Source organism: Streptomyces sp. NPDC046335 (assembly GCF_055587985.1).
In genome coordinates this window covers 435,057-456,554 of sequence record NZ_JBVJFF010000009.1, presented here as the reverse complement: position 1 = coordinate 456,554, position 21,498 = coordinate 435,057, and the positions used below count along the sequence as shown (strand labels likewise).

Genomic DNA, 21,498 nt, shown 5'->3' with positions numbered 1-21,498 from the left:
TTGATGACCGGGGTCATCAGGCCCTTCTCGGCGTCGACGGCGATGCCGATGTTCTCCGCGTCGAAGTAGGTGATGGTGCCTTCGTCGTCGTTGATCCGGGCGTTGATGACCGGGTGGGCCTTCAGTGCCTGGGCGGCGGCCTTGACGAAGAACGGCATCGGGGACAGCTTGACGCCCTCGCGGGCGGCGAAGGCGTCCTTGGCCTTGGCGCGCAGCTTCATCAGCTTGGTGATGTCGACCTCGACGACCGAGGTCAGCTGGGCCTGGGAGTGCAGGGCCTTCATCATGTTGTCGCCGATGACCTTGCGCATGCGGGTCATCTTGACGGTCTGGCCACGCAGCGGGGAGACCTCCAGGGCCGGAGCCTTCGAGGCGGCGGCCGGTGCTGCTGCGGCGGCCGGGGCCGGGGCGGCCTTCTTGGCCTCGGCGGCGGCGATGACGTCCTGCTTGCGGATGCGGCCGCCGACGCCGGAACCGGTGACCTCGGAGAGGTTCACGCCGTTCTCGGTGGCGAGCTTGCGCACCAGCGGGGTGACGTAGGCGCCGTCGTCGGCCGGGGCGGACTGCGCCGGAGCCGCGGGGGCGGCCGGGGCCGGGGCGGCCGGGGCCGGGGCGGCCGGAGCGGCAGCGGCGGGAGCCGGCTGGGCCGGGGCCGCGGGGGCGGCCGGAGCGGCGGGCTGAGCCGGAGCCGGGGCGGCAGCGGCGGGCGCGGCCGGAGCGGCGGGGGCGGCAGCCGGGGCCGCGGGGGCGGCCGGGGCGGCCGGAGCCGGGGCGGGGGTCTCGGCCGCGGGGGCGGCCGGGGCCTCCTCCTTGGCCGGGGCCGCAGCGGCACCGGGCGCGCCGATGACGGCGAGCTTGGCGCCGACCTCGGCGGACTCGTCCTCGGCCACGACGATCTCGAGCAGCACGCCCGCGACCGGCGAGGGAATCTCGGTGTCGACCTTGTCCGTCGAGACCTCGAGGAGGGGCTCGTCGGCCGCGACCTCCTCGCCGACCTCCTTCAGCCAGCGGGTGACGGTGCCCTCGGTGACGGACTCACCGAGCGCGGGCAGGGTGACCTCGGTGCCCTCGGCGGCGCCGCCGGACGGGGCCGGGGCCTGCTGCTGGGGGGCCTCCTGCGGCGCGGGGGCGGCCGGGGCCTCCTCCTGCTTCGGGGCCTCAGGGGCGGGGGCGGCCGGGGCCTCGGCCTGGGCGGGGGCGGCCGAGCCGCCCGCGTCACCGGAGCCGTCGTCGATGACGGCGAGCTCGGCGCCGACCTCGACGGTCTCGTCCTCGGCGACCTTGATGGAGGCCAGGATGCCCGCGGCAGGGGAGGGGATCTCGGTGTCGACCTTGTCGGTCGAGACCTCGAGCAACGGCTCGTCGGCCTCGACGCGCTCGCCCTCGGCCTTCAGCCAACGGGTGACAGTGCCCTCGGTGACGCTCTCGCCGAGCGCCGGAAGGGATACGGAAACCGCCATGGTTTCAGTTGCTCCTTACAAAATTGCGGAAGTCTACGGTCGTCGCGCCCGATGACTGAAGGGTCAGTCGTGGGAGTGCAGCGGCTTGCCGGCCAGGGCCAGGTGAGCCTCGCCCATCGCCTCGTTCTGCGTCGGGTGGGCGTGGATGAGCTGGGCGACCTCGGCCGGCAGCGCCTCCCAGTTGTAGATCAGCTGGGCTTCGCCGACCTGCTCGCCCATGCGGTCGCCGACCATGTGGACGCCGACCACGGCACCGTCCTTGACCTGGACGAGCTTGATCTCGCCCGCGGTCTTGAGGATCTTGCTCTTGCCGTTGCCCGCGAGGTTGTACTTGAGGGCGACGACCTTGTCCGCGCCGTAGATCTCCTTGGCCTTGGCCTCGGTGATGCCCACGGAGGCGACCTCGGGGTGGCAGTACGTCACCCGGGGCACGCCGTCGTAGTCGACCGGAACGGTCTTGAGACCGGCCAGGCGCTCCGCCACCAGCATGCCCTCGGCGAAGCCGACGTGCGCGAGCTGGAGGGTCGGGACCAGGTCACCCACGGCCGAGACGGTCGGGACGTTGGTCTGCATGTACTCGTCGACCAGGACGTAGCCGCGGTCCATGGCGACGCCCTGCTCCTCGTACCCGAGGCCCTGGGAGACCGGGCCGCGGCCGATGGCGACCAGGAGGACCTCGGCCTCGAAGGTCTTGCCGTCGGCGAGGGTCACGCGGACGCCGTCCTGCGTGTACTCGGCCTTCTCGAAGAACGTGCCGAGGTTGAACTTGATGCCGCGCTTGCGGAACGCGCGCTCAAGAAGCTTGGAGCTGTTCTCGTCCTCGACGGGCACGAGGTGCTTGAGGCCCTCGATGACCGTGACGTCGGTCCCGAAGGACTTCCACGCCGAGGCGAACTCGACGCCGATGACGCCGCCGCCCAGGACGATCGCGGACTTCGGCACGCGGTCCAGGGTCAGGCCGTGGTCCGAGGAGATGATGCGGTTGCCGTCGATCTCCAGGCCCGGCAGCGACTTCGGCACGGAGCCGGTCGCGAGGAGGACGTGGCGGCCCTGGACACGCCGGCCGTTCACGTCGACGGAGGTCGGCGAGGAGAGCCGGCCCTCGCCCTCGATGTACGTCACCTTGCGGGAGGCGACGAGACCCTGGAGGCCCTTGTACAGGCCCGAGATCACGTCGTCCTTGTACTTGTGGACGGCCGCCATGTCGATGCCCTCGAAGGTGGCCTTCACGCCGAACTGGTCGGCCTCGCGCGCCTGGTCGGCGATCTCGCCGGCGTGCAGCAGCGCCTTCGTGGGGATGCATCCGTTGTGCAGGCAGGTGCCGCCGAGCTTGTTCTTCTCGATCAGGGCGACGTCCAGGCCCAGCTGCGCTCCGCGCAGCGCCGCGGCGTAACCGCCGCTACCGCCGCCGAGAATCACTAGGTCGAAAACGGTGCTGGCGTCGTTCGCCACGTCACGTCCTCCATGCATGTGCGCCGTACGCCGGTCGGCGATGACCGGGCGGCGGCTGGTATTCGGCCGCTCTTGTTTCGGCCCTGTGGTGGGGGCCCTGTCCTGCCGAGAACCCATCTTCGCACTTGTCGGCGCGAGACGGGACGCCGGGCCGGGCCGTGAGACGCCCTACGCCCGTCCGGGCGCCTGTCCGCGCGTACGGACATGCGGATTTCGTCGAGGGCGAAATCGCGCGCGAAAGGAGACGGGGCCCCGGACGTGGGCACGTCCGGGGCCCCGCGCCGGGTGTCCGGGTCAGCCCAGGTCGCCGGCGGCGGTGCGCTCGGCGAGGCGGACCAGGGTGCGGACCGCGGTGCCGGTGCCGCCCTTGGGGGTGTAGCCGAACGGCGCGCCCTCGTGGAAGGCCGGGCCCGCGACGTCGAGGTGGGCCCAGACGATGCCCTCGCCCACGAACTCCTGGAGGAAGAGGCCGGCGACCAGGCCGCCGCCCATCCGGTCGCCGATGTTGGCGATGTCGGCGGTCGGGGAGTCCATGCCCTTGCGCAGGTCGGCGGGGAGCGGCATCGGCCACGCGGGCTCGCCGACCTCCTCGGCGATCTCGTGGACCGACGTACGGAAGGCGTCGTCGTTGGCCATGATGCCGAAGGTGCGGTTGCCGAGCGCCACCATCATGGCGCCGGTCAGGGTCGCCACGTCGACGATCGCGTCGGGCTGCTCCTCGGAGGCCTTGGCGATGGCGTCGGCCAGGACGAGACGGCCCTCGGCGTCGGTGTTCAGGACCTCGACGGTCTTGCCGCTGTACATCCGCAGGACGTCGCCGGGGCGGGTCGCGGAGCCGGACGGCATGTTCTCGGCGAGCGCCAGCCAGCCGGTGACGTTCACTTCGAGGCCGAGGCGCGCGGCGGCGACCACGGCGGCGAAGACGGCCGCGGCACCGGCCATGTCGCACTTCATGGTCTCGTTGTGACCCGCGGGCTTCAGCGAGATGCCGCCCGAGTCGTACGTGATGCCCTTGCCGACGAAGGCGAGGTGCTTCTGGGCCTTGGAGTGCGTGTACGAGAGCTTCACCAGGCGCGGCGGGGCCTCCGAGCCCGCGCCGACGCCGAGGATGCCGCCGAAGCCGCCCTTGGTGAGGGCCTTCTCGTCGAGCACCTGGACCTTGATGCCGTGCTCCTTGGCGGCCGCGGTGGCGACGGCGGCGAAGGCCTCGGGGTCGAGGTCGTTCGGCGGGGTGTTGACGAGGTCGCGGGCGCGGTTGAGCTCCTCGGCGACCGCCACGGCGCGCTCCAGCGCGGCCTTGTACGCCTTGTCGCGCGGCTTGCCGCCGAGCAGGGCGACCTCGGCCAGCGGCGCCTTGGCGTCCTTGCCGTTCTTGCCGTTCTTCTTGCCCTTGGCGTCGCCCGAGTCCTTGTACGCGGTGAAGGAGTACGCGCCGAGCAGCGCGCCCTCGGCGAGGGCACCGATGTCCCCGGCGTCCTCGACGGGCAGCGCGAACCCGGCCTTCTTCGAACCGGTCAGGGCGCGCGCGGCGACACCGGCGGCGCGGCGCAGGGCGTCCGTGCCGTACGTCTCGTCCTTCTCCGGGACCTCGCCGAGGCCGACCGCGACGACGACCGGCGCCTTGAAGCCGGAGGGCGCGGGCAGCTTCGTCACCTCGCCCTCGCCGCCCGTGGCGCCGAGGGTCTCCAGGACGGACGCGAGCTTGCCGTCGTACGCCTTGTCCACGGACTCGGCGCCGGTCGCGACGACCAGGGCCCCCTTGGAGCCGGAGCCCTTGGCGACACCGACGACGATCGCGTCGGCACGCAGGCCGGACGCGACGGCGGTGCTGAGAGTCAGAGCAGTCACGGTGGTGAGGTCCTCTTTCAGTGAGTTCTGGGCGGGCTGCGGGGTGGTGAGCCCGTCGCGAGCCTACGCCCGTGAACGCTGCGGTGCGCCTCACTGTGTGTATTCGGCACGCTGTCGGGTGCGGGAAGGTACAGGCCGACCCGCTGTCAGCCGAGCGCGAGCACCACGAGGGCGGCCGTCGCGGCCGTCTCCGCGAGGCCGCCGAAGACGTCTCCCGTCACGCCGCCGAAGCGTCGTACGCAGTGCCTGAGCAGCAGCTCGGCGGCCACGACGGCGACGGCGACGGCCGCCGCGGCACGCACGGCGCCGTACGGGCCGAACAGCGCGCCCGAGGCCGCCGCCCCGCACAGGACGGCAGCGGCCACGAGCAGCGCCCTGCCGCGCGGCACGACTCCGGCGACGGCGGCGCCGAGCCCCTCGGGGCGGGCCGGGGGCACGCCCGCGCGGGCGGCCAGGGTGAGGGCCAGGCGGGCCGCGGCGGCCGAGACGACGGCGGCGACGGCCCCGCGGGCCCAGGACGCTTCGTAGAGCTGGAAGAGGACGGCGACCTGGGCGAGCAGCACGAAGAGCAGGGTGATGACGCCGAAGGGGCCGATGTCGGACTGCTTCATGATCCGCAGCGCGTCGTCGGCGGGCTTCGCGCTGCCGAGGCCGTCGGCGGTGTCCGCGAGCCCGTCGAGGTGCAGGCCCCTGGTGAGGGCGGCGGGGGTCGCGACGGTCGCGACGGCGGCCAGGAACGGGCCCGCGCCGAGCGCCGTCAGGGCGCCGCCGACACCCGCCGCGCAGAGGCCGACCACCAGGCCCGCGAGGGGCGCGCACTGCATGCCGCCGCGCGCGGCGGCGCGGTCCCAGCGGGTGACCCTGACGGGGAGCGCGGTGAGGGTGCCGAAGGCGAAGCGTATGCCGTCGGCGGGGGAGGTTCTTGGCACCGGCGAAGGCTACCCCGGTGGGACCGCCCGGCCTGCGGGCCGCCCGCCGTGGACGGAGGATGGCCGCATGAGCGTCTGGCGTGCCGCGTGAGCGACTGGTGGTACCGGAACGTCGTCGAGCCGGGGAAGCTGCCGCTGCTCCTCGCGCTGCTCTCGTTCGTGGTGTCGTTCCTGGTCACCCGCACCATCACGCGGCTGATCCGGGCGGGCAAAGGACCGTTCCGGAACATCAGTACGGGCGAGGTGCACGTCCACCACGTCGTCCCCGGCATCTTCCTGATGCTGGTCGGCGGGTTCTGGGCGGTGGCCGCGGGGCGGCACGGGGGCGGGCCGCTGTACGCCGCCGTGATCTTCGGCGTCGGCGCCGGGCTGGTGCTCGACGAGTTCGCGCTGATCCTGTACCTCGACGACGTCTACTGGAGCGAGCAGGGCCGCAAGAGCGTGGAGGTCGTGATGTTGACGGCCGCCCTGGTCATGCTCGTCCTCACCGGCTTCGTGCCGCTCGGCGTGAACGACCTGACGCCCGCCGAGCGGCAGAACCGCGCCGTGTTCGCGCTGAACACCGGCGTCAACTGTGCCTTCGCGCTGATCGCGCTCCTCAAGGGCAAGCTGCGGACCGCCCTGATCGGCATGGTCGTCCCGTTCGTCGCGCTGGTCGGCGCGGTCCGTCTCGCCCGGCCCGGATCGGCGTGGGCACGGCGGTTCTACCGCCACCGGCACCGGGCACGCGCGCGTGCGGGGCTGCGTGCCTTCCGGCACGACCGCCGCTGGGCGGGCCCGCGCCGCAGGCTTCAGGACTTGATCGGCGGCTTCTCGCCCGACGCGAGGCCGTCGCCGGGCCCGGAGCACCCGCCGCGGCACCGGTGACGCGGCGGGGTGAGCGCGCGGAGCACGAGCACGGCCGCGATCGCCGCCAGGTGCTCCTTGCCCGCGAGGTTGTTCTTGACGGCCAGTTCGAAGATCATCAGGGCGGTCACGAGTGCCGCCGTGAAGTACGCCCCGTACCGCAGGCACACGTACACCGCGAGGCCGACCACGGCGGCCGAGGGGCCGGTGTCCACGACCCGCGCGTCGGAGCCGGGGAGCCCGGCCGGGTGGTCGGGGCCGACGGCGACGCCCACGCGCGCGTAGAGCGTGCCGGCGAGGGTGGCCACGTACCCGATCAGAAGCGCGCGCCACCGGCCCAGGCAGATCTCGGCGATGCCGAGGACGAGCAGGATCTGTACGAGGGCGCCCCACACCGGCAGGTCGAGCGCGGGCACGAAGAGGGAGAGCGGGGTGCGGACGAGGGCGAGCCAGAGCGGGTCGTCGGCGCGCACCGCGCCGATGTTCTGGACGAACCCGTAGCCCCAGGGCTGGTTCTGCACGTACTGGAAGGCCGCGGTGAGGCAGACCGCCGTGAGCGTCATGGGCACGGCCCGCAGGCGCCGGGTGACGAGCGCGTCCCGCACGGTGGAGAGGAGCGGTCCCCACTCGGCGCGGGCGCCGCGGGCCAGGGGGTTCATCGTCTCGACTCCAGATGCTCACGGCGCGGCCGTCCCCAGGTCCTCGGCCGCGCTCCAACAGGGCGGACCCCCCTCGCAAGGCCCGGCGCCTCCAGGAAGCCCTCCGCGCGGGCGGCGGCGATGCCGATGCGCGGCAGATCGCCGCTCTTCTCGAAGAGGAGGAAGCGGGGTTCCCAGATGGGCCGGTACTTGGCGTTGGCGCGGTACAGGGACTCGATCTGCCACCACCGCGAGAAGAAGCTGAGCAGCGACCGCCACAGGCGCAGGACCGGGCCCGCACCGAGCCGGGAGCCACGTTCGAAGACCGACCTGAACATCGCGAAGTTGAGCGAGACCTGAGTGATCTTGATCTCCGGGGCGTGCTGGAGGAGTTCGATGACCATGAACTCCATCAGGCCGTTCCCGGAGTCCCTGTCACGCCGCATCAGGTCGAGGGAGAGCCCGTGCGGCCCCCAGGGCACGAAGGAGAGCACCGCCTTCAACGCGCCCCCGGAGTCCGTGCATTCGAGCATCACGCACCGCCCGTCCGCCGGGTCGCCGAGCCGCCCGAGCGCCATGGAGAAGCCGCGCTCGGTGGCGCCGTCGCGCCAGTCGTCGGCACGCTCGATGAGGTACGCCATCTCGTCGGCCGGGATGTCCTCGTGCCGCCGGATGCGCACCCGGTAGCCCGCGCGCTTCACGCGGTTGTACGCCTGCCGGACGGTGCGCATGGCCCGGCCTTCCAGGGTGAAGTGCTCCTGAGCGGCTCCGCCCCTGGCGGCCGTGACGACGATCGCCTCGTCGCCCAGCTCCAGGGCGTCCAGGCCGTGCCGTGCGTAGACGGTGCCCGCCTCCTCGCTCGCGCCCATCACGGCGGGGAGCCAGCCGTGCTCGCGGGCCTCGGCGAGCCACGGCTCGATCGCGCCGGGCCAGGCCTCCGGGTCGCCGATGGGGTCGCCCGAGGCCAGTGACACGCCGCCGACGACGCGGTAGACGACGGCGGCCTTGCCGGTCGGCGACCACACGGCGCTCTTCTCGCGGCGCAGCGAGAAGTAGCCGAGGGAGTCGCGCTCGCCGTGCCGGGCGAGCAGGGCGCGCAGCCGCTCCTCGTCCTCCTCGGAGAGCGGGTCGACGGCCCTGCGGGAGCGGAACGCCGCGTACAGGACGGCGCAGAGCAGAAGCGTGCTCAGGATGTTGACGCAGACGTTGGCCCAGCCGGGCGTGGTGATGCCCTCGAAGCGCTCGTCGTCGGCCGCGAGCGAGACCAGGCGCATGGTGCCGTAGCGCCAGCGGTCCAGGAAGGACGAGCGGTAGTCGTCGTGCGCGCGGTTGGTGGCGGTGACCAGCAGCGTCGCGAGCAGCGAGGCCACCAGGAGCCCGCCGACGGCGACGACCGAGGCCAGCTTGGGGTTGGCGCGGTCGCCCTTCGCGTAGAACTCGCGGCGCCCGACGAGCAGCGCGGCCACGAAGGCGGCGGTCAGGACGAGCGAGATCCAGTTCTGCGCGTACCCGCGGATCTCGGGGAAGAGCATCGCGAAGGCGAGGAGCAGCAGGAAGAGGCCGCCGAGTACGAGGTTGAGGATCCACGCGGCGCGTTTGCGGCGCCGCATGGTGATCGCCAGGAACAGCGTGAACGCCCCGGAGGCGAAGCCCGCGGTCAGCAGGTACGGGGTGAAGTAGTTCTCCGTGTTGTGCTGCCGCAGGTCCTGCCCGAGGGAGACCCAGACCGCGCTCAGGAAGTTGATGAACGTGACGGCGCGGAGGTACCAGACGGTGAAACCGGCGGCGCGGCGCTGCGTGACGGTGCGTGGTCGCTGTTGCCCGGTGGCCGCCTGCTCATCTCCCATGAAAAGGGATCATATGGGTCCATGGCAGGGTGTCTTGTGCCGGTTCACGCCCTTCTCGACGTTCCTGCTCCTGTTTGCGCCGCTTTCGGCGAGCCTACTCGGCGGGCTGGGCCGACGGCTCGTCCTCCGCCGCCGGCTCCGGCTCGGCCGCCACGACCGGCTTGCGCTCGGGAAGCTCCGCCGACAGGGCCGCCGCGGCCCGCACCAGGGGCAGCGCGAGCAGGGCGCCGGCGCCCTCGCCGACCTTCACCCCGTGGGCCAGGAGCGGTTCGAGGGCCATGCGGTCCAGCGCCTTGGCCTGGGCGGGCTCCCCGCTGTCGTGCCCCGCGAGCCACCAGTCCGGCGACCGGAAGGCGACCCGCTGGGCGACCAGCGCCGCCGCGGAGGCCACGACGCCGTCGAGGATCACCGGCGTACGCCGCACCGCGCACTGGAGCAGGAACCCGGTCATCGCGGCCAGGTCGGCGCCGCCCACCGCGGCGAGCAGTTCGAGCTGGTCGCCGAGGACGGGCCGGGCCCGCCGCAGGGCGTCGCGCACCGCCGCGCACTTGCGCATCCACGCCAGGTCGTCGATGGCCTCGCCGCCCCGCCCGGTCACCACGGACGCGTCGGTGCCGCAGAGCGCGGCGATCAGCGTGGCCGCGGGCGTCGTGCCGCCCACGCTGATGTCGCCGAGGACGATCAGGTCGGTGCCGGAGTCGGCCTCCTCGTCGGCCACGGCCATGCCCGCGCGGAGGGCCTGCTCGGCCTCCTCGGCGGTCAGCGCGTCCTCGATGTCGATACGTCCGCAGCCGCGCCGCACCCGGTACCCCGCGACCTCCGCGGGCAGCTCGGCGGGATCGCAGTCCAGCGCCATGTCGACGACGCGGACCGGCACCTCCTGGCGGCGCGCGAGCACGGCTGCCGGGCTCTCGCCCGCGAGCACCGCGCGCACCAGGGCGGCGGCGCTCCCCGCGGGACGGGCGGACACGCCCAGCTCCGCGACCCCGTGGTCACCGGCGAAGAGGACCATGCGGGGCCGCTCGACGGTCCTGACCGGCACCGCGGACTGGGCCGCCGCCAGCCACTCGCCCAGTTCGTCGAGGCGGCCGAGAGCGCCGGGCGGCACGGTCTGCCGCTCCCTGCGCTCCTCGGCGTCGCGGCGCACCCCGCCGTCGGGGCGCTCGATCAGGTCGGTGAAGTCGTCGAGATTCAGCGAGCTCATTCGCCGAACAGTACCGGCAGCGGCGGTGGCGGTGCCCGAACGGCCCCGGGTCCCGGCGCCTCGCGGATGATGGCCCGTCAGCTCCGCCTGACGCCCGGTCACGACATGTGACACCACGGGCGCGTGACGTCATTGCCCGGCCGCCGCCGATCCCTTACGTTCATGTATGTACCGGATTGTCGTAAGTCCGATGCCGCTGTCCCGGGAGCCACGACCATGCCGAGAGCGACGACCACGTCAGGTGCCACGGTCACGTCAGGTGCCACGGCCATGGCCGCCGTCCCGGCCGTCGCCGACCGGCGCTCCGCCTGCCTCGCCGCGCTCGCCCAGGGCCCCGGGCACCTCCAGGAGCCGCGCCGCCCCGACTGCCCCTGGTGCGGCTCCCCGCGGCTGCGGGTCCTGCTGCGCTCCACCGACCTGCTCCAGCGCAAGCCGGGCACCTTCACGCTCGACCGGTGCGCCGCCTGCTCACACCTGTTCCAGAACCCCCGCCTGACCGCCGAGGGCCGGGCCTTCTACCGCCAGGATGTCCACCTGCACGGCCCCCGCGAGGGCCTCGGCGGCCCACTCGCCGACCGGCTGCTCGGGGCGGGTCCGAGCGACCGGCGCCACCTCGCAAGGGCCGCCGCCCTGCGCGCCTTCGACGAGCCCGAGTGCTGGCTGGACGTCGGCACGGGCACCGCCCGCTTCCCGGACCTCGCCCGGCGGATCCTGCCGTACACGTCCTTCGACGGGCTCGACCCGGGGCATGGCGTCGAGGAGGCCGTACGCCTGGGCCGCGTCGAGGAGGGCCACCGGGGCCACCTCACCGGGCTCGTGCACCGCCTGGCCGGCCGCTACGACGCGCTGAGCATGTTCCACCACCTGGAGACCAGCCCCGACCCGCGCGAGGAGCTCAGGGCCGCGCGGCTCGCCCTGCGCCCCGGCGGCCACCTGATGATCGAGACCACCGACCCCGAGTGCCGCTACGCCGGGCTCCTGGGCGCCTGGTGGCCCCCGTACGCCCAGCCCCGGCATCCGCACCTCATGCCGCTCGCCAACCTCCGCGCCGAACTCCAGCGGCTCGGCTTCACCGTCGTCGCCGTCGACCGCCGCGCGGCCCACGTCCCGACCGACCTGGCCGGGGCCCTCGCGCTCGTCCTGAACCGCCGCCTGCCCCAGGGCGACGTCCCCTGGCGCGCCAAGCCCGCGCCCCTGCTCCGGCGCCTGCTGAGGCGGGCCGGATGGTGGGCGTGCGTACCGCCGCTGGCCCTCGCCCGCGCCCTCGACCGGCTCCTGCCGCCCCTGCTCACCCGCACCGGCTTCGGCAACGCCTACCGGGTCATCGCCCGCCGCGACTGAGAGCCTGTGTCATCACCCCGGCCGGGCGCGTGACGCCTGGCACGCACGCTCGCGGCGTTGCCGAAACGCCCTAGTAGCTCCGCTACGAGGACGCTCCGGCGCCTTGCGATCGCACGCACCAGACGCCGCGCGCTGATCCGACCGGGGTGATGACACAGGCTCTGAGACCCGGCCGGATCAGCCGCGCAGCGGCATCGCCATCCCGGCGACGACGAGCAGCACGTGCTCGCACTCGGCGGCGAACGCCGCGTTCAGACGGCCCAGTTCATCGCGGTAGCGGCGGCCCGACGCGGTCGCGGGGACGATGCCGGAGCCGACCTCGTTCGACACGGCGACCACCGTGCGCCGCGTCTCGCGCACCGCCCGCGCCAGGGCGGCGACCCGCCGCCGCAGCTCGCGCTCGCCACCGCAGGACCACTCGGCGTCGTCCCACGCGCCGACCTCGTCCATGGCGTGGGTCAGCCAGAGCGACAGGCAGTCGATGAGCAGCGGCGGCCCCTCCCGCGCGAGCAGCGGCTCAAGATCGCAGGTCTCCTCCGTCCGCCAGGACGAGGGGCGCCGCTCGCGGTGCAGGGTCACCCGCTCGTCCCACTCGGCGTCGCCCTTCCTGGTCCCGCCCGTCGCCACGTACAGCACGTCGGGGAAGCTCTCCAGGCGCCGCTCGGCCTCCACCGACTTGCCCGAGCGGGCACCGCCGAGCACGAGGGTGCGGCGCGGCACGTCCGGCAGCTCCTCGTAGGCGCCGACGGCGAGCGTCGTCCCGTCCGGCACGGCCCGCGCGCCCGCCGCCGCGAGACGGCGCGCCAGCTCCCCGCCCCGCGGCACCTCGTGGCCGATGTGCACGGCGAGCACATCGGTGGCAGGACCGAAGGCCCCCGCCGCGCGCAGCCGGGCGATCCCGTCGGGCCGCCCGACGACATCGGCGACGATCAGGTCGTACGGGGCGCGCCCGCCGTTCCCCTCGCCGATCCCGGCGGGCGCGCCGCCCGGCGGCAGATACAGCAGCCGCTGCCCGTCGGGACCCGTCACCTCGTAGCCCGAGCCGGGCGCGTCCATCGCCACCGCGCGCACCCGGTGGCCGGTGAGCAGCGCCAGCTCCCGGCCGTCGGCGACCCGCCCCGGCTGGGGGAGGCCCACCGGGACGTCGACGGCGGGCCCGTCGTGCGGATGGGAGAGCAGGACCTGGCGGACCCCGCCGAGCGAGCGCCCCGCGCGGGCGGCGGCGAAGGCCGCGCCGGGGGTCAGGTCGAGCAGCAGTACGCCGTCCACGAGCAGCGCGGTGGCGGCCCGCGCCGCGCCGCCGAGCGCGGTCGCGCAGACCGCACAGGGGCAGCCGGGGGAGGGCAGTCCATCGGGGGCGCCGGTGCCGAGCAGAGTCAGTTCCACACGAAGATCCTCCCGCGTCGGGTCCGGCGCCGCGCGCCCGGCTAGGCTTCAGGCGGATTCGGGCGGTCCTCAGGCCGCCGAGGAACCTTCGGGAGGCTGACATGGCGGCATGGACGTGGCGGTTCGAGAAGGCGGACGGGACGGAGGTCCAGCCCGCGGTTCAGCCCGAGGAGTTCACCACGCAGGGCGACGCCGAGTCCTGGATCGGTGAGTGCTGGAAGGCGCTCTCCGAGGGCGGCGCCGACCAGGTGACCCTCTTCGAGGACGCCAACAAGATCTACGGCCCGATGAGCCTGCACGCGGACGCGGCGGAAGCCTCCGAGGAAGCGCAGGCGTAGACGGCGGGAACACACGAGGGGCGGCGGCCGTGACCACGGCCGCCGCCCCTCGCGCTGTTCCGCGGGGACGTCAGTCCCGTACCCCGCACAGATGCAGCAGCGCGGCGACCCTGCGGTAGGGGTCGGTGCGCCCCGCGCGCTCCTCGGCGGTGAGCAGCGCTTCGTAGTCCCACCCCGCGGGCAGCTCCTCGCCGTCCCGCAGGGTGTCCGTGAAGACCCGCACGCCGTACCAGGCCTGGAGGGGCGCGGCGATCCCCGCGAGCGTCGCGGAGAGCGCGTCGAGCCGGTCGGCCCGCGCGTCGACGCCGATGCGGTTGCGGTACGTGTCGGAGTCGAAGGCGTCGATGGCGCCCTGCCAGTCCCCGCTGAGCCCCGGCCGCATGGCCAGCGCCTCCGCGTTCCGCACGAGCAGGGAGAGCAGCCCGCCGGGGGCCAGCATCCTGGCGAGCCCGGCGAGCAGCGCGTCGGGCTCCTCGACGTACATCAGGACGCCGTGGCAGAGCACCACGTCGAAGCTGCCCGGCAGGAAATGCACACCGGTCTGGTGCCCGTCCCCCTCGACGATCCGCACCCGCCCCTGGATGCCCTCGGGCTCCTCGGCGAGCGCCGCGCGCGCGGCGGCGATCATCTCGGCGTCCTGCTCGACGCCCGTGACCTTGTGCCCGGCACGGGCGAGCCGCAGGGACTGCGTCCCCTGGCCCATGCCGACGTCGAGCACCCGCAGCCGCTGCCCCACGGGGAAGCGCGCGGCTATCTGCTCGTCGAGCTGCCGGGCCACCAGCTCCTGGCGTACGGCATTGCGCGGCCCGCCCAGCCTCTGGAGCCAGGCGGCGGCTTTGCCGGTGAATCCGCTCAGGGCCGCTCTCCGCGCTTGACCTGCGGCTTCGGCAGCCGCAGACGCCGCATCTGCAGGGTGCGCATCAGGGCGTAGGCGACCGCGCCCTTCTTGTTCTCGTTCGGGAAGCGCTCGTTCAGGCGCTTCTTCAGGCGGAACACGGTGGCGACCGAGTCGAGCACGATCAGCACGATGACGACGAGCCAGAGCAGCAGCGCGATGTTCTGCAACTGGGGCACGCGGACCATGCTCAGGACGAGGATGATCACCGCGAGCGGCAGGAAGAACTCGGCGACGCAGAAGCGCGAGTCGACGAAGTCACGCGCGAACTTGCGCACGGGACCCTTGTCACGGGCGGGCAGGAACCGCTCGTCGCCGCTGGCCAGCGCCTCGCGCTGCTTCGCCATCTGGGCGCGGCGCTCGTCGCGCTGCCGCTTCGCCGCCTCCTTGCGCGTCGTCGGCGTATTGGTCACGCTGCGGCGCTGTGACTGGGCCAGGGCGCGCTTGGGGGTGGGGCGGCCCTTGGGGGCCTGCGGGTCACGGGGCAACTTGGAGTCGGTCACCGGCGCCTGGGCGGCCGGGGCCTTCTCTTCCTTGGATCGGCTACGGAACACAAAATCCAAGGGTACGGGGTGCGACGGCATGGACCCCAGCCGGACGGGGAACGATCCGGCAACGCCGGGCGTCTTGATTTACGTGGCTAACGGGACGTAGCAGGCGGTACCAACCGCTTCGGAGCCGGCTCACAGGGGTGCACCTACTCCTTACGCCGGAGCGGCGCCGCACGCAGTCGTCCTTGGGGATGAGCGCATCCGCACGCGAACAGTGCGGTAATGGATGCAGGGCCCGTACTGTGGGTTCTGAGCAGTACCTGGAGCTGGTAAGTCCGTCAGAAGGGGGCGCGCGAAGCCCATGAGCGGTGTCATGAAGCGTATGGGGATGATCTTCCGCGCGAAGGCGAACAAGGCCCTTGACCGGGCCGAGGACCCGCGCGAAACCCTCGATTACTCCTATCAGAAGCAGTTGGAGCTGCTGCAGAAGGTGCGCCGCGGAGTCGCCGACGTGGCGACGTCCCGCAAGCGCCTCGAACTGCAGCTGGCCCAGCTCAACAAGCAGTCCTCCACCCTTGAGGACCAGGGCCGCAAAGCCCTCGCCCTCGGCCGCGAGGACCTGGCCCGCGAGGCGCTCTCGCGCCGGGCCGCGCTCCAGCAGCAGGTCACCGACCTGGAGACGCAGCACCAGACGCTCCAGGGCGAGGAGGAGAAGCTCACCCTCGCGGCCCAGCGCCTGCAGGCCAAGGTCGACGCCTTCCGCACGAAGAAGGAGACGATCAAGGCCACGTACACCGCCGCGCAGGCGCAGACCCGGATCGGCGAGGCCTTCTCCGGCATCTCCGAGGAGATGGGCGACGTCGGCATGGCGATCCAGCGTGCCGAGGACAAGACCGCGCAGCTCCAGGCGCGGGCCGGCGCGATCGACGAACTGCTCGCCTCCGGTGCCCTCGACGACTCCTCCGGGCTCGCCAAGGACGACATCCAGTCCGAGCTGGATCGTCTCTCCGGTGGTACTGATGTAGAGCTGGAACTGCAGCGCATGAAGGCGGAGCTGGCCGGAGGCACCTCCCAGCAGGCGATCGAGGGCGGCGCCGGCCAGGCGGGTGCCCAGCAGCAGCCGCAGGACACCCCGCACCGCTTCGACAAGCAGTAGCCCCGGCAGATACGTCAGGCATCGCTCACGTCCGAGGAGGACGACATGATCGTACGGATCATGGGGGAGGGGCAGGTGAAGCTGGCCGACAGCCACTTCGCCGAACTGAACAAGCTGGACGACGAGCTGCTCGAAGAGATCGAGAGCGGCGACGGCCCCGGCTTCCGCACGACGCTGCACGCGCTTCTGGACAAGGTCCGGGAGCTCGGCACGCCCCTCCCTGACGACGCGCTCGAACCCTCGGAACTGATCCTCCCGGCGCCGGACGCCACGCTGGACGAGGTGCGGGAGATGCTCTCGGACGACGGGCTGATCCCGGGCTGATCCCGGGGCTGGTCCCGGGCTGGGACCGAAGGCCCCGCAGGCGAGAACGAACAGAAGAGCGGGAAGTGACCACCCTAGGAAAAGGCCGCTGCTGGGCAAGGGCCCACCCGCTCGCGGTGGACGCGACGCTGGCCTCCGTCGTCCTGATCTGCATGATCGTCGGCAGCTTCGTCGAGCCCTACGGCGAACACGGCGGCCCCCACTGGACCTGGGGCACCCGCACCCCCGCGCCCCTGAGCCTCCTGCTGATGGCGCTCGGCGCCCTCGCCCTGTGCTTCCGGCGCCGCGCCCCCTGGGCCGTGCTCGCCGCGACCTGCGCCGCCTCCATCACGGAGCTGCTCACCGGCGAGCCCCGGGCCCCGGTCGTGATGTGCGCGGTCATCGCGCTGTTCACCGTGGCCGCCACCACCGACCGCTCCACCACCTGGCGGATCGGCCTGGTCACGATGGCGGGCCTCACCGGCGTCGCCATGCTCTCGGGCCCCCTGCCCTGGTACGCGCAGGAGAACCTCGGCATCTTCGCCTGGACCGGCATGGCCTCCGCCGCGGGCGACGCGGTGCGCAGCCGCCGGGCCTTCGTCGACGCCATACAGGAGCGGGCCGAGCGGGCGGAACGCACGCGGGAGGAGGAGGCAAGGCGCCGCGTCGCCGAGGAGCGGCTGCGCATCGCCCGGGACCTGCACGACGTCGTCGCCCACCACATAGCCCTGGTCAACGTCCAGGCGGGCGTCGCCGCGCACGTCATGGACAAGCGCCCCGACCAGGCGAAGGAAGCCCTCTCGCACGTACGCGACGCCAGCCGCTCGGCGCTGAACGAACTCAGGGCCACCGTGGGCCTGTTGCGGCAGACCGGTGACCCCGAGGCGCCCACCGAACCTGCCCCCGGCCTCAGCAGACTCGACGAACTCGTGGACACCTTCCGCCACGCGGGTCTCCCCGTGGAGGTCGCGCTCGGCCAGGTCGGCCTCGACCTGCCCGCGGCCGTCGACCTCGCCGCGTTCCGCATCATCCAGGAGGCGCTGACCAACGTGCGCAAACACGCGGGGCCCGGCGCCAAGGCCGAGGTCAGCGTCGTCCGCGTGGGCCCGAACGTGGAGGTCACCGTCATCGACGACGGCGGCCGGGGCACAGGCGGCGCGGAGCCGAACACCGACGGCGGCGGCCACGGTCTGCTCGGCATGCGCGAGCGCGTCACGGCACTCGGCGGAAGCTGCACCGCAGGCACCCGGTACGGCGGCGGCTACCGCGTCCATGCGATCCTGCCGGTCATCACGGCAAAGGGAGGGACCGCGTGACGATCCGCGTACTGCTCGCCGACGACCAGGCGCTGCTGCGCAGCGCGTTCAGGGTGCTCGTCGACTCCGAGCCCGACATGGAGGTGGTCGGCGAGGCGTCCGACGGCGCGGAGGCGGTGCGGCTCGCCAGGTCGGAGCGGGCCGACGTGGTCCTCATGGACATCCGCATGCCCGGCACCGACGGTCTCGCCGCCACCCGGGAGATCAGCGCCGACCCCGCCCTGACCCACGTACGCGTGGTGATGCTGACGACCTTCGAGGTCGACGAGTACGTGGTGCAGTCGCTGCGCGCCGGTGCCTCCGGGTTCCTCGGCAAGGGCGCGGAGCCCGACGAACTCCTCGGTGCCATCCGCATCGCGGCGGCGGGCGAGGCGCTGCTCTCGCCGGTCGCCACCAAGGGGCTCATCGCCAAGTTCCTCGCGCAGGGCGAGGGCCCGGACGGCGACGATCCGGCGCGCGGCGGGCGGCTCGACGCGCTCACCAGCCGCGAGCGCGAGGTCCTCGTACAGGTCGCGGGCGGCCACTCGAACGACGAGATCGCCGAGCGCCTGGAGGTCAGCCCGCTCACGGTGAAGACCCATGTGAACCGGGCGATGGCCAAACTGGGCGCCCGCGACCGGGCTCAACTCGTCGTCATCGCGTACGAATCCGGCCTGGTACGTCCAAGGGTGGAGTGACTGCCGGGGTGCGTGTACTGCACCCGCAGTACACGCGCCGCAAAGAACGGTCCTGGGGGTGAGGCATCGCCTCACGCCCATGACTGATGGTGTGAGGGGCGCATAAACGCTTGCCGGAGGCATCCATCTCCGGCCGGGCGCCGGTGCCAGGTCCCCGGTGCCCGCCCGCCCCCGCCGCTCATGCCACAGAGAGAGACCACCATGTCCTGGCTGTCCAGGTTCAGCCTGGCCCAACGGGCCCTGATCGGACTGATGTCCATCATCGCCATCGTCTTCGGCGCGATAGCGATACCGCAGCTCAAGCAGCAACTGCTGCCGTCCATCGAACTGCCGATGGTGTCCGTGCTGGCCCCCTACCAGGGCGCGTCCCCCGATGTGGTCGAGAAGCAGGTCGTCGAACCGCTCGAGAACAGCATCGACGCGGTCGACGGCATCACCGGCATCACCTCCACGGCGAGCGAGGGCAACGCCGTGATCATGGCCCAGTTCGACTACGGCAGCGGCTCCAAGCAGCTCGTCGCCGATGTCCAGCAGGCCGTGAACCGGACCAGGGCCCAGCTCCCCGACGACGTCGACCCGCAGGTCGTCGCGGGCTCCACCGACGACATCCCGACCGTCGTCCTCTCCGTCACCTCCGACAAGGACCAGCAGGCCCTCGCCGACCAGCTCGACCGGACCGTCGTACCGGCTCTGAAGGACATCGACGGCGTCGGCCAGGTCACCGTCGACGGCGTGCGCGACCTCCAGGTCGACGTCACCCCCGACGACAAGAAGCTGGCGAAGGCGGGCCTCAGCCCGGCCGCGCTCGGCAAGGCCCTCCAGGCGGGCGGCGCCACACTGCCCGCGGGCTCCTTCGACGAGGCGGGCAAGAACCGCACCGTCCAGGTCGGCGGCGGCTTCACCTCCCTGAAGCAGATCCGGGAGCTGCGCGTCACGCCCGAGGCCGCGCCCGGCGAGCGGGCGGGCAAGCCGGTGCGCCTCGGCGATATCGCCACGGTCGAGCAGAAGCCGGCCACCGCGACGTCCATCACGCGCACCAACGGCGAGCCCAGCCTCGCCGTCGCGGTCACCATGGACCAGGACGGCAGCGCCGTCGCCATCTCGGACGGGGTCAAGGACAAGCTGCCCGAGCTGCGTGAGGACCTCGGCTCCGGTGCCGAGCTGACCGTCGCGAGCGACCAGGGCCCGGCCGTCTCGAAGTCCATCGAGGGCCTGACCACCGAGGGCGCCCTCGGCCTGGTCTTCGCCGTCATCGTCATCCTGGTCTTCCTGGCGTCGATCCGCTCGACGCTGGTCACCGCGGTCTCCATCCCGCTCTCGGTGGTCCTCGCCCTGATCGTCCTGTGGACCCGCGACCTCTCCCTGAACATGCTCACGCTCGGCGCGCTGACCATCGCCATCGGCCGTGTCGTGGACGACTCGATCGTGGTCCTGGAGAACATCAAGCGCCACCTCGGCTATGGCGAGGAGCGCCAGGAGGCGATCCTCAAGGCCGTGCGCGAGGTCGCGGGCGCCGTCACGTCATCGACGCTCACCACGGTCGCGGTGTTCCTGCCCATCGGCCTGGTCGGCGGCATGGTCGGCGAGCTGTTCGGCTCCTTCTCGCTCACGGTCACGGCGGCGCTCCTCGCCTCCCTGCTCGTCTCGCTGACGGTCGTGCCGGTCCTCTCGTACTGGTTCCTGCGCGCCCCCAAGGCGATCCGCGGGGTCGACCCGGAGGAGGCACGCCGCAAGGCCGAGGAGAAGGAGAACCGCAGCCGGCTCCAGCGGATGTACGTGCCGGTCCTGCGCTTCGCGACCCGGCGCCGGTTCACCAGCCTGGTCATCGCGGTCGTCGTCCTGATCGGCACGTTCGCCATGGCCCCCCTGCTGAAGACGAACTTCTTCGACCAGGGCGAGCAGGAAGTCCTGACCATCAAGCAGGAGCTGAAGCCCGGCACCAGCCTCTCGGCGTCCGACGCGGCGGCGAAGAAGGTCGAGAAGATGCTCTCGGGCATCGACGAGATCAAGGACTACCAGGTCACGGTCGGCTCCTCCGGCTTCATGGCCGCCTTCGGCGGCAGCACCGACACCAACCAGGCCTCGTACACCCTGACGCTCAAGGACAAGGCGTCGTACGACACGACGCAGGACCTGGTCGAGGAGGAGCTCGGCAAGCTCTCCGGCATCGGCCGCACGTCCATCTCGGCCGGTGACGGCTTCGGCAGCCAGGATCTGAGCGTCGTGGTGAAGGCCGCCGACGGCGATGTGCTGCGCAAGGCGTCCGACCAGGTGCGCGACGAGGTCGCGAGCCTCGACGGCGTCACCGACGTGCAGAGCGACCTGTCGCAGAGCGTCCCGCGGATCTCGGTCAAGGGCAACGCAGGGGCCGCCGCGGCCGGCTTCGACGAGACGACCCTCGGCCAGGCCGTCGCCCAGGCGGTGCGCGGCACCACCAGCGGCAAGGCGACCCTCGACGACACCGAGCGCGACGTCGTCATCAAGTCGGCGAAGCCCGCGAAGACCCTCGCCGAGCTGAGGAAGCTGCCGCTGGGCCCGGGCGTGAAGCTCGGGGACATCGCCGCGGTCGAGCTGGTCGACGGTCCCGTCTCGATGACCCGCATCGACGGCGCGCGGGCCGCCACGATCACGGCGAAGCCGACCGGCGACAACACCGGCGCGGTCAGCGCGGACCTCACCAAGAAGCTCGACGCGCTGAAGCTCCCGGACGGGGCCACGGCCACGATCGGCGGCGTCTCCGAGGACCAGGACGAGGCGTTCGCCAAGCTCGGTCTGGCGATGCTGGCGGCGATCGCGATCGTCTTCATGCTGCTGGTCGCGACGTTCCGCTCGCTGGTCCAGCCGCTGATCCTGCTGGTCTCCATCCCGTTCGCGGCCACGGGCGCGATCGGCCTGCTGATCGCCACCGGCACCCCGATGGGCGTGCCCGCGATGATCGGCATGCTGATGCTCATCGGCATCGTGGTCACCAACGCGATCGTGCTGATCGACCTGATCAACCAGTACCGGGCGCGGGGCCACGGCATCGTCGAGGCGGTCGTCGAGGGCGGCCGTCACCGGCTCCGCCCGATCCTCATGACGGCCCTCGCGACGATCTTCGCCCTGCTCCCGATGGCCCTCGGCATCACCGGCGAGGGCGGCTTCATCGCCCAGCCGCTGGCGGTCGTGGTGATCGGCGGCCTGATCACGTCGACGCTCCTGACGCTCCTCCTCGTGCCGACGCTGTACGCGATGGTGGAACTCCGCAAGGAGCGCAGGCGCGACAAGCGCGCGGCGAAGCGGGAGCGGAAGGCGGGCGTCGAGCCCCGGGACGCGGACTCCTCCGACCCGGAGCCGGCCCAGGTCTGATCCGCCGGGCACGACGAAAGGGG

General features: G+C 72.7%; 18 protein-coding genes. 8 read left to right on the top strand and 10 right to left on the bottom strand.

What is annotated here, in order from left to right; genetic code table 11:
- From ACZ6JY_RS24490 to ACZ6JY_RS24475, 4 genes are all read right to left on the bottom strand, one after another.
- The coding region (locus ACZ6JY_RS24490; protein ID WP_469198757.1) for a biotin/lipoyl-containing protein at positions 1-1,460 on the bottom strand (1,460 nt) is incomplete at its 3' end.
- A 63-nt stretch (positions 1,461-1,523) separates the two neighbouring features.
- Positions 1,524-2,912: a dihydrolipoyl dehydrogenase gene (gene lpdA, locus ACZ6JY_RS24485; protein WP_469198755.1), complete on the bottom strand. Its 1,389-nt coding sequence runs from the start codon at positions 2,910-2,912 to the stop codon at positions 1,524-1,526.
- A 294-nt stretch (positions 2,913-3,206) separates the two neighbouring features.
- Complete coding sequence (locus ACZ6JY_RS24480) at positions 3,207-4,760, bottom strand: leucyl aminopeptidase (protein WP_469198753.1); 1,554 nt, start codon at positions 4,758-4,760, stop codon at positions 3,207-3,209.
- A 146-nt stretch (positions 4,761-4,906) separates the two neighbouring features.
- Positions 4,907-5,689, bottom strand: coding sequence for an adenosylcobinamide-GDP ribazoletransferase (locus ACZ6JY_RS24475; RefSeq protein WP_469198751.1), 783 nt, complete (start codon positions 5,687-5,689; stop codon positions 4,907-4,909).
- An 87-nt stretch (positions 5,690-5,776) separates the two neighbouring features.
- Between ACZ6JY_RS24475 and ACZ6JY_RS24470 the strand changes: the two genes are divergently transcribed.
- Positions 5,777-6,556 carry a hypothetical protein gene (locus ACZ6JY_RS24470; protein ID WP_469198749.1) on the top strand — a complete coding sequence of 260 codons (780 nt, stop codon included), beginning with the start codon at positions 5,777-5,779 and terminating at the stop codon, positions 6,554-6,556.
- On the opposite strand, the gene ACZ6JY_RS24465 is transcribed toward ACZ6JY_RS24470, so the two are convergent.
- The 3 genes from ACZ6JY_RS24465 to cobT all read right to left on the bottom strand — a co-directional run bounded on the left by ACZ6JY_RS24465 (position 6,481) and on the right by cobT (position 10,224).
- The gene (locus tag ACZ6JY_RS24465) at positions 6,481-7,194 is read right to left on the bottom strand and encodes a hypothetical protein (RefSeq protein ID WP_469198747.1); all 714 of its coding nucleotides are present in this window, start codon (positions 7,192-7,194) and stop codon (positions 6,481-6,483) included. The genes ACZ6JY_RS24470 and ACZ6JY_RS24465 overlap by 76 nt on opposite strands.
- Positions 7,191-9,020, bottom strand: coding sequence for a phosphatidylglycerol lysyltransferase domain-containing protein (locus ACZ6JY_RS24460; RefSeq protein ID WP_469198745.1), 1,830 nt, complete (start codon positions 9,018-9,020; stop codon positions 7,191-7,193). Before ACZ6JY_RS24460 ends, ACZ6JY_RS24465 begins: the two co-directional genes overlap by 4 nt.
- A gap of 94 nt (positions 9,021-9,114) precedes the next feature.
- Positions 9,115-10,224: a nicotinate-nucleotide--dimethylbenzimidazole phosphoribosyltransferase gene (cobT, locus tag ACZ6JY_RS24455; RefSeq protein ID WP_469198743.1), complete on the bottom strand. Its 1,110-nt coding sequence runs from the start codon at positions 10,222-10,224 to the stop codon at positions 9,115-9,117.
- Positions 10,225-10,440: 216 nt separating this feature from the next.
- On the opposite strand from cobT, the gene ACZ6JY_RS24450 reads away from it, so the two are divergent.
- Entirely contained in the window at positions 10,441-11,565 is a 1,125-nt protein-coding gene (locus ACZ6JY_RS24450) for a class I SAM-dependent methyltransferase (RefSeq protein ID WP_469198741.1), read from the top strand.
- 177 nt (positions 11,566-11,742) lie between these two features.
- Here ACZ6JY_RS24450 and ACZ6JY_RS24445 read toward each other — a convergent pair whose 3' ends face one another.
- Positions 11,743-12,951 carry a bifunctional adenosylcobinamide kinase/adenosylcobinamide-phosphate guanylyltransferase gene (locus ACZ6JY_RS24445; protein ID WP_469198739.1) on the bottom strand — a complete coding sequence of 403 codons (1,209 nt, stop codon included), beginning with the start codon at positions 12,949-12,951 and terminating at the stop codon, positions 11,743-11,745.
- Positions 12,952-13,052: 101 nt separating this feature from the next.
- Here ACZ6JY_RS24445 and ACZ6JY_RS24440 point away from each other — a divergent pair, with 101 nt between their 5' ends.
- Complete coding sequence (locus ACZ6JY_RS24440) at positions 13,053-13,289, top strand: hypothetical protein (protein ID WP_469198737.1); 237 nt, start codon at positions 13,053-13,055, stop codon at positions 13,287-13,289.
- A gap of 70 nt (positions 13,290-13,359) precedes the next feature.
- Here ACZ6JY_RS24440 and ACZ6JY_RS24435 read toward each other — a convergent pair whose 3' ends face one another.
- Together ACZ6JY_RS24435 and ACZ6JY_RS24430 are read right to left on the bottom strand one after the other, a co-directional pair.
- Positions 13,360-14,067, bottom strand: coding sequence for a class I SAM-dependent methyltransferase (locus tag ACZ6JY_RS24435; protein ID WP_469198735.1), 708 nt, complete (start codon positions 14,065-14,067; stop codon positions 13,360-13,362).
- Between the two features lie 74 nt (positions 14,068-14,141).
- Positions 14,142-14,768, bottom strand: a complete 627-nt coding sequence (locus ACZ6JY_RS24430) for a DUF3043 domain-containing protein (protein ID WP_469198733.1) — start codon at positions 14,766-14,768, stop codon at positions 14,142-14,144.
- 268 nt (positions 14,769-15,036) lie between these two features.
- Here ACZ6JY_RS24430 and ACZ6JY_RS24425 point away from each other — a divergent pair, with 268 nt between their 5' ends.
- From ACZ6JY_RS24425 to ACZ6JY_RS24405, 5 genes are all read left to right on the top strand, one after another.
- Positions 15,037-15,831 carry a PspA/IM30 family protein gene (locus ACZ6JY_RS24425; protein ID WP_447036950.1) on the top strand — a complete coding sequence of 265 codons (795 nt, stop codon included), beginning with the start codon at positions 15,037-15,039 and terminating at the stop codon, positions 15,829-15,831.
- A 45-nt stretch (positions 15,832-15,876) separates the two neighbouring features.
- The gene (gene pspAA / locus ACZ6JY_RS24420; RefSeq protein ID WP_469198730.1) at positions 15,877-16,155 is read left to right on the top strand and encodes a PspA-associated protein PspAA; all 279 of its coding nucleotides are present in this window, start codon (positions 15,877-15,879) and stop codon (positions 16,153-16,155) included.
- Between the two features lie 65 nt (positions 16,156-16,220).
- On the top strand, positions 16,221-17,450 hold the full coding sequence (locus ACZ6JY_RS24415) for a sensor histidine kinase (protein WP_469198728.1): 1,230 nt from the start codon (positions 16,221-16,223) through the stop codon (positions 17,448-17,450).
- Positions 17,447-18,127: a response regulator gene (locus tag ACZ6JY_RS24410; RefSeq protein WP_469198726.1), complete on the top strand. Its 681-nt coding sequence runs from the start codon at positions 17,447-17,449 to the stop codon at positions 18,125-18,127. The genes ACZ6JY_RS24415 and ACZ6JY_RS24410 overlap by 4 nt, the downstream gene beginning before the upstream one ends.
- Before the next feature lie 201 nt (positions 18,128-18,328).
- Positions 18,329-21,475, top strand: coding sequence for an efflux RND transporter permease subunit (locus ACZ6JY_RS24405; RefSeq protein WP_469198724.1), 3,147 nt, complete (start codon positions 18,329-18,331; stop codon positions 21,473-21,475).
- The last annotated feature ends 23 nt before the right edge of the window (positions 21,476-21,498 follow it).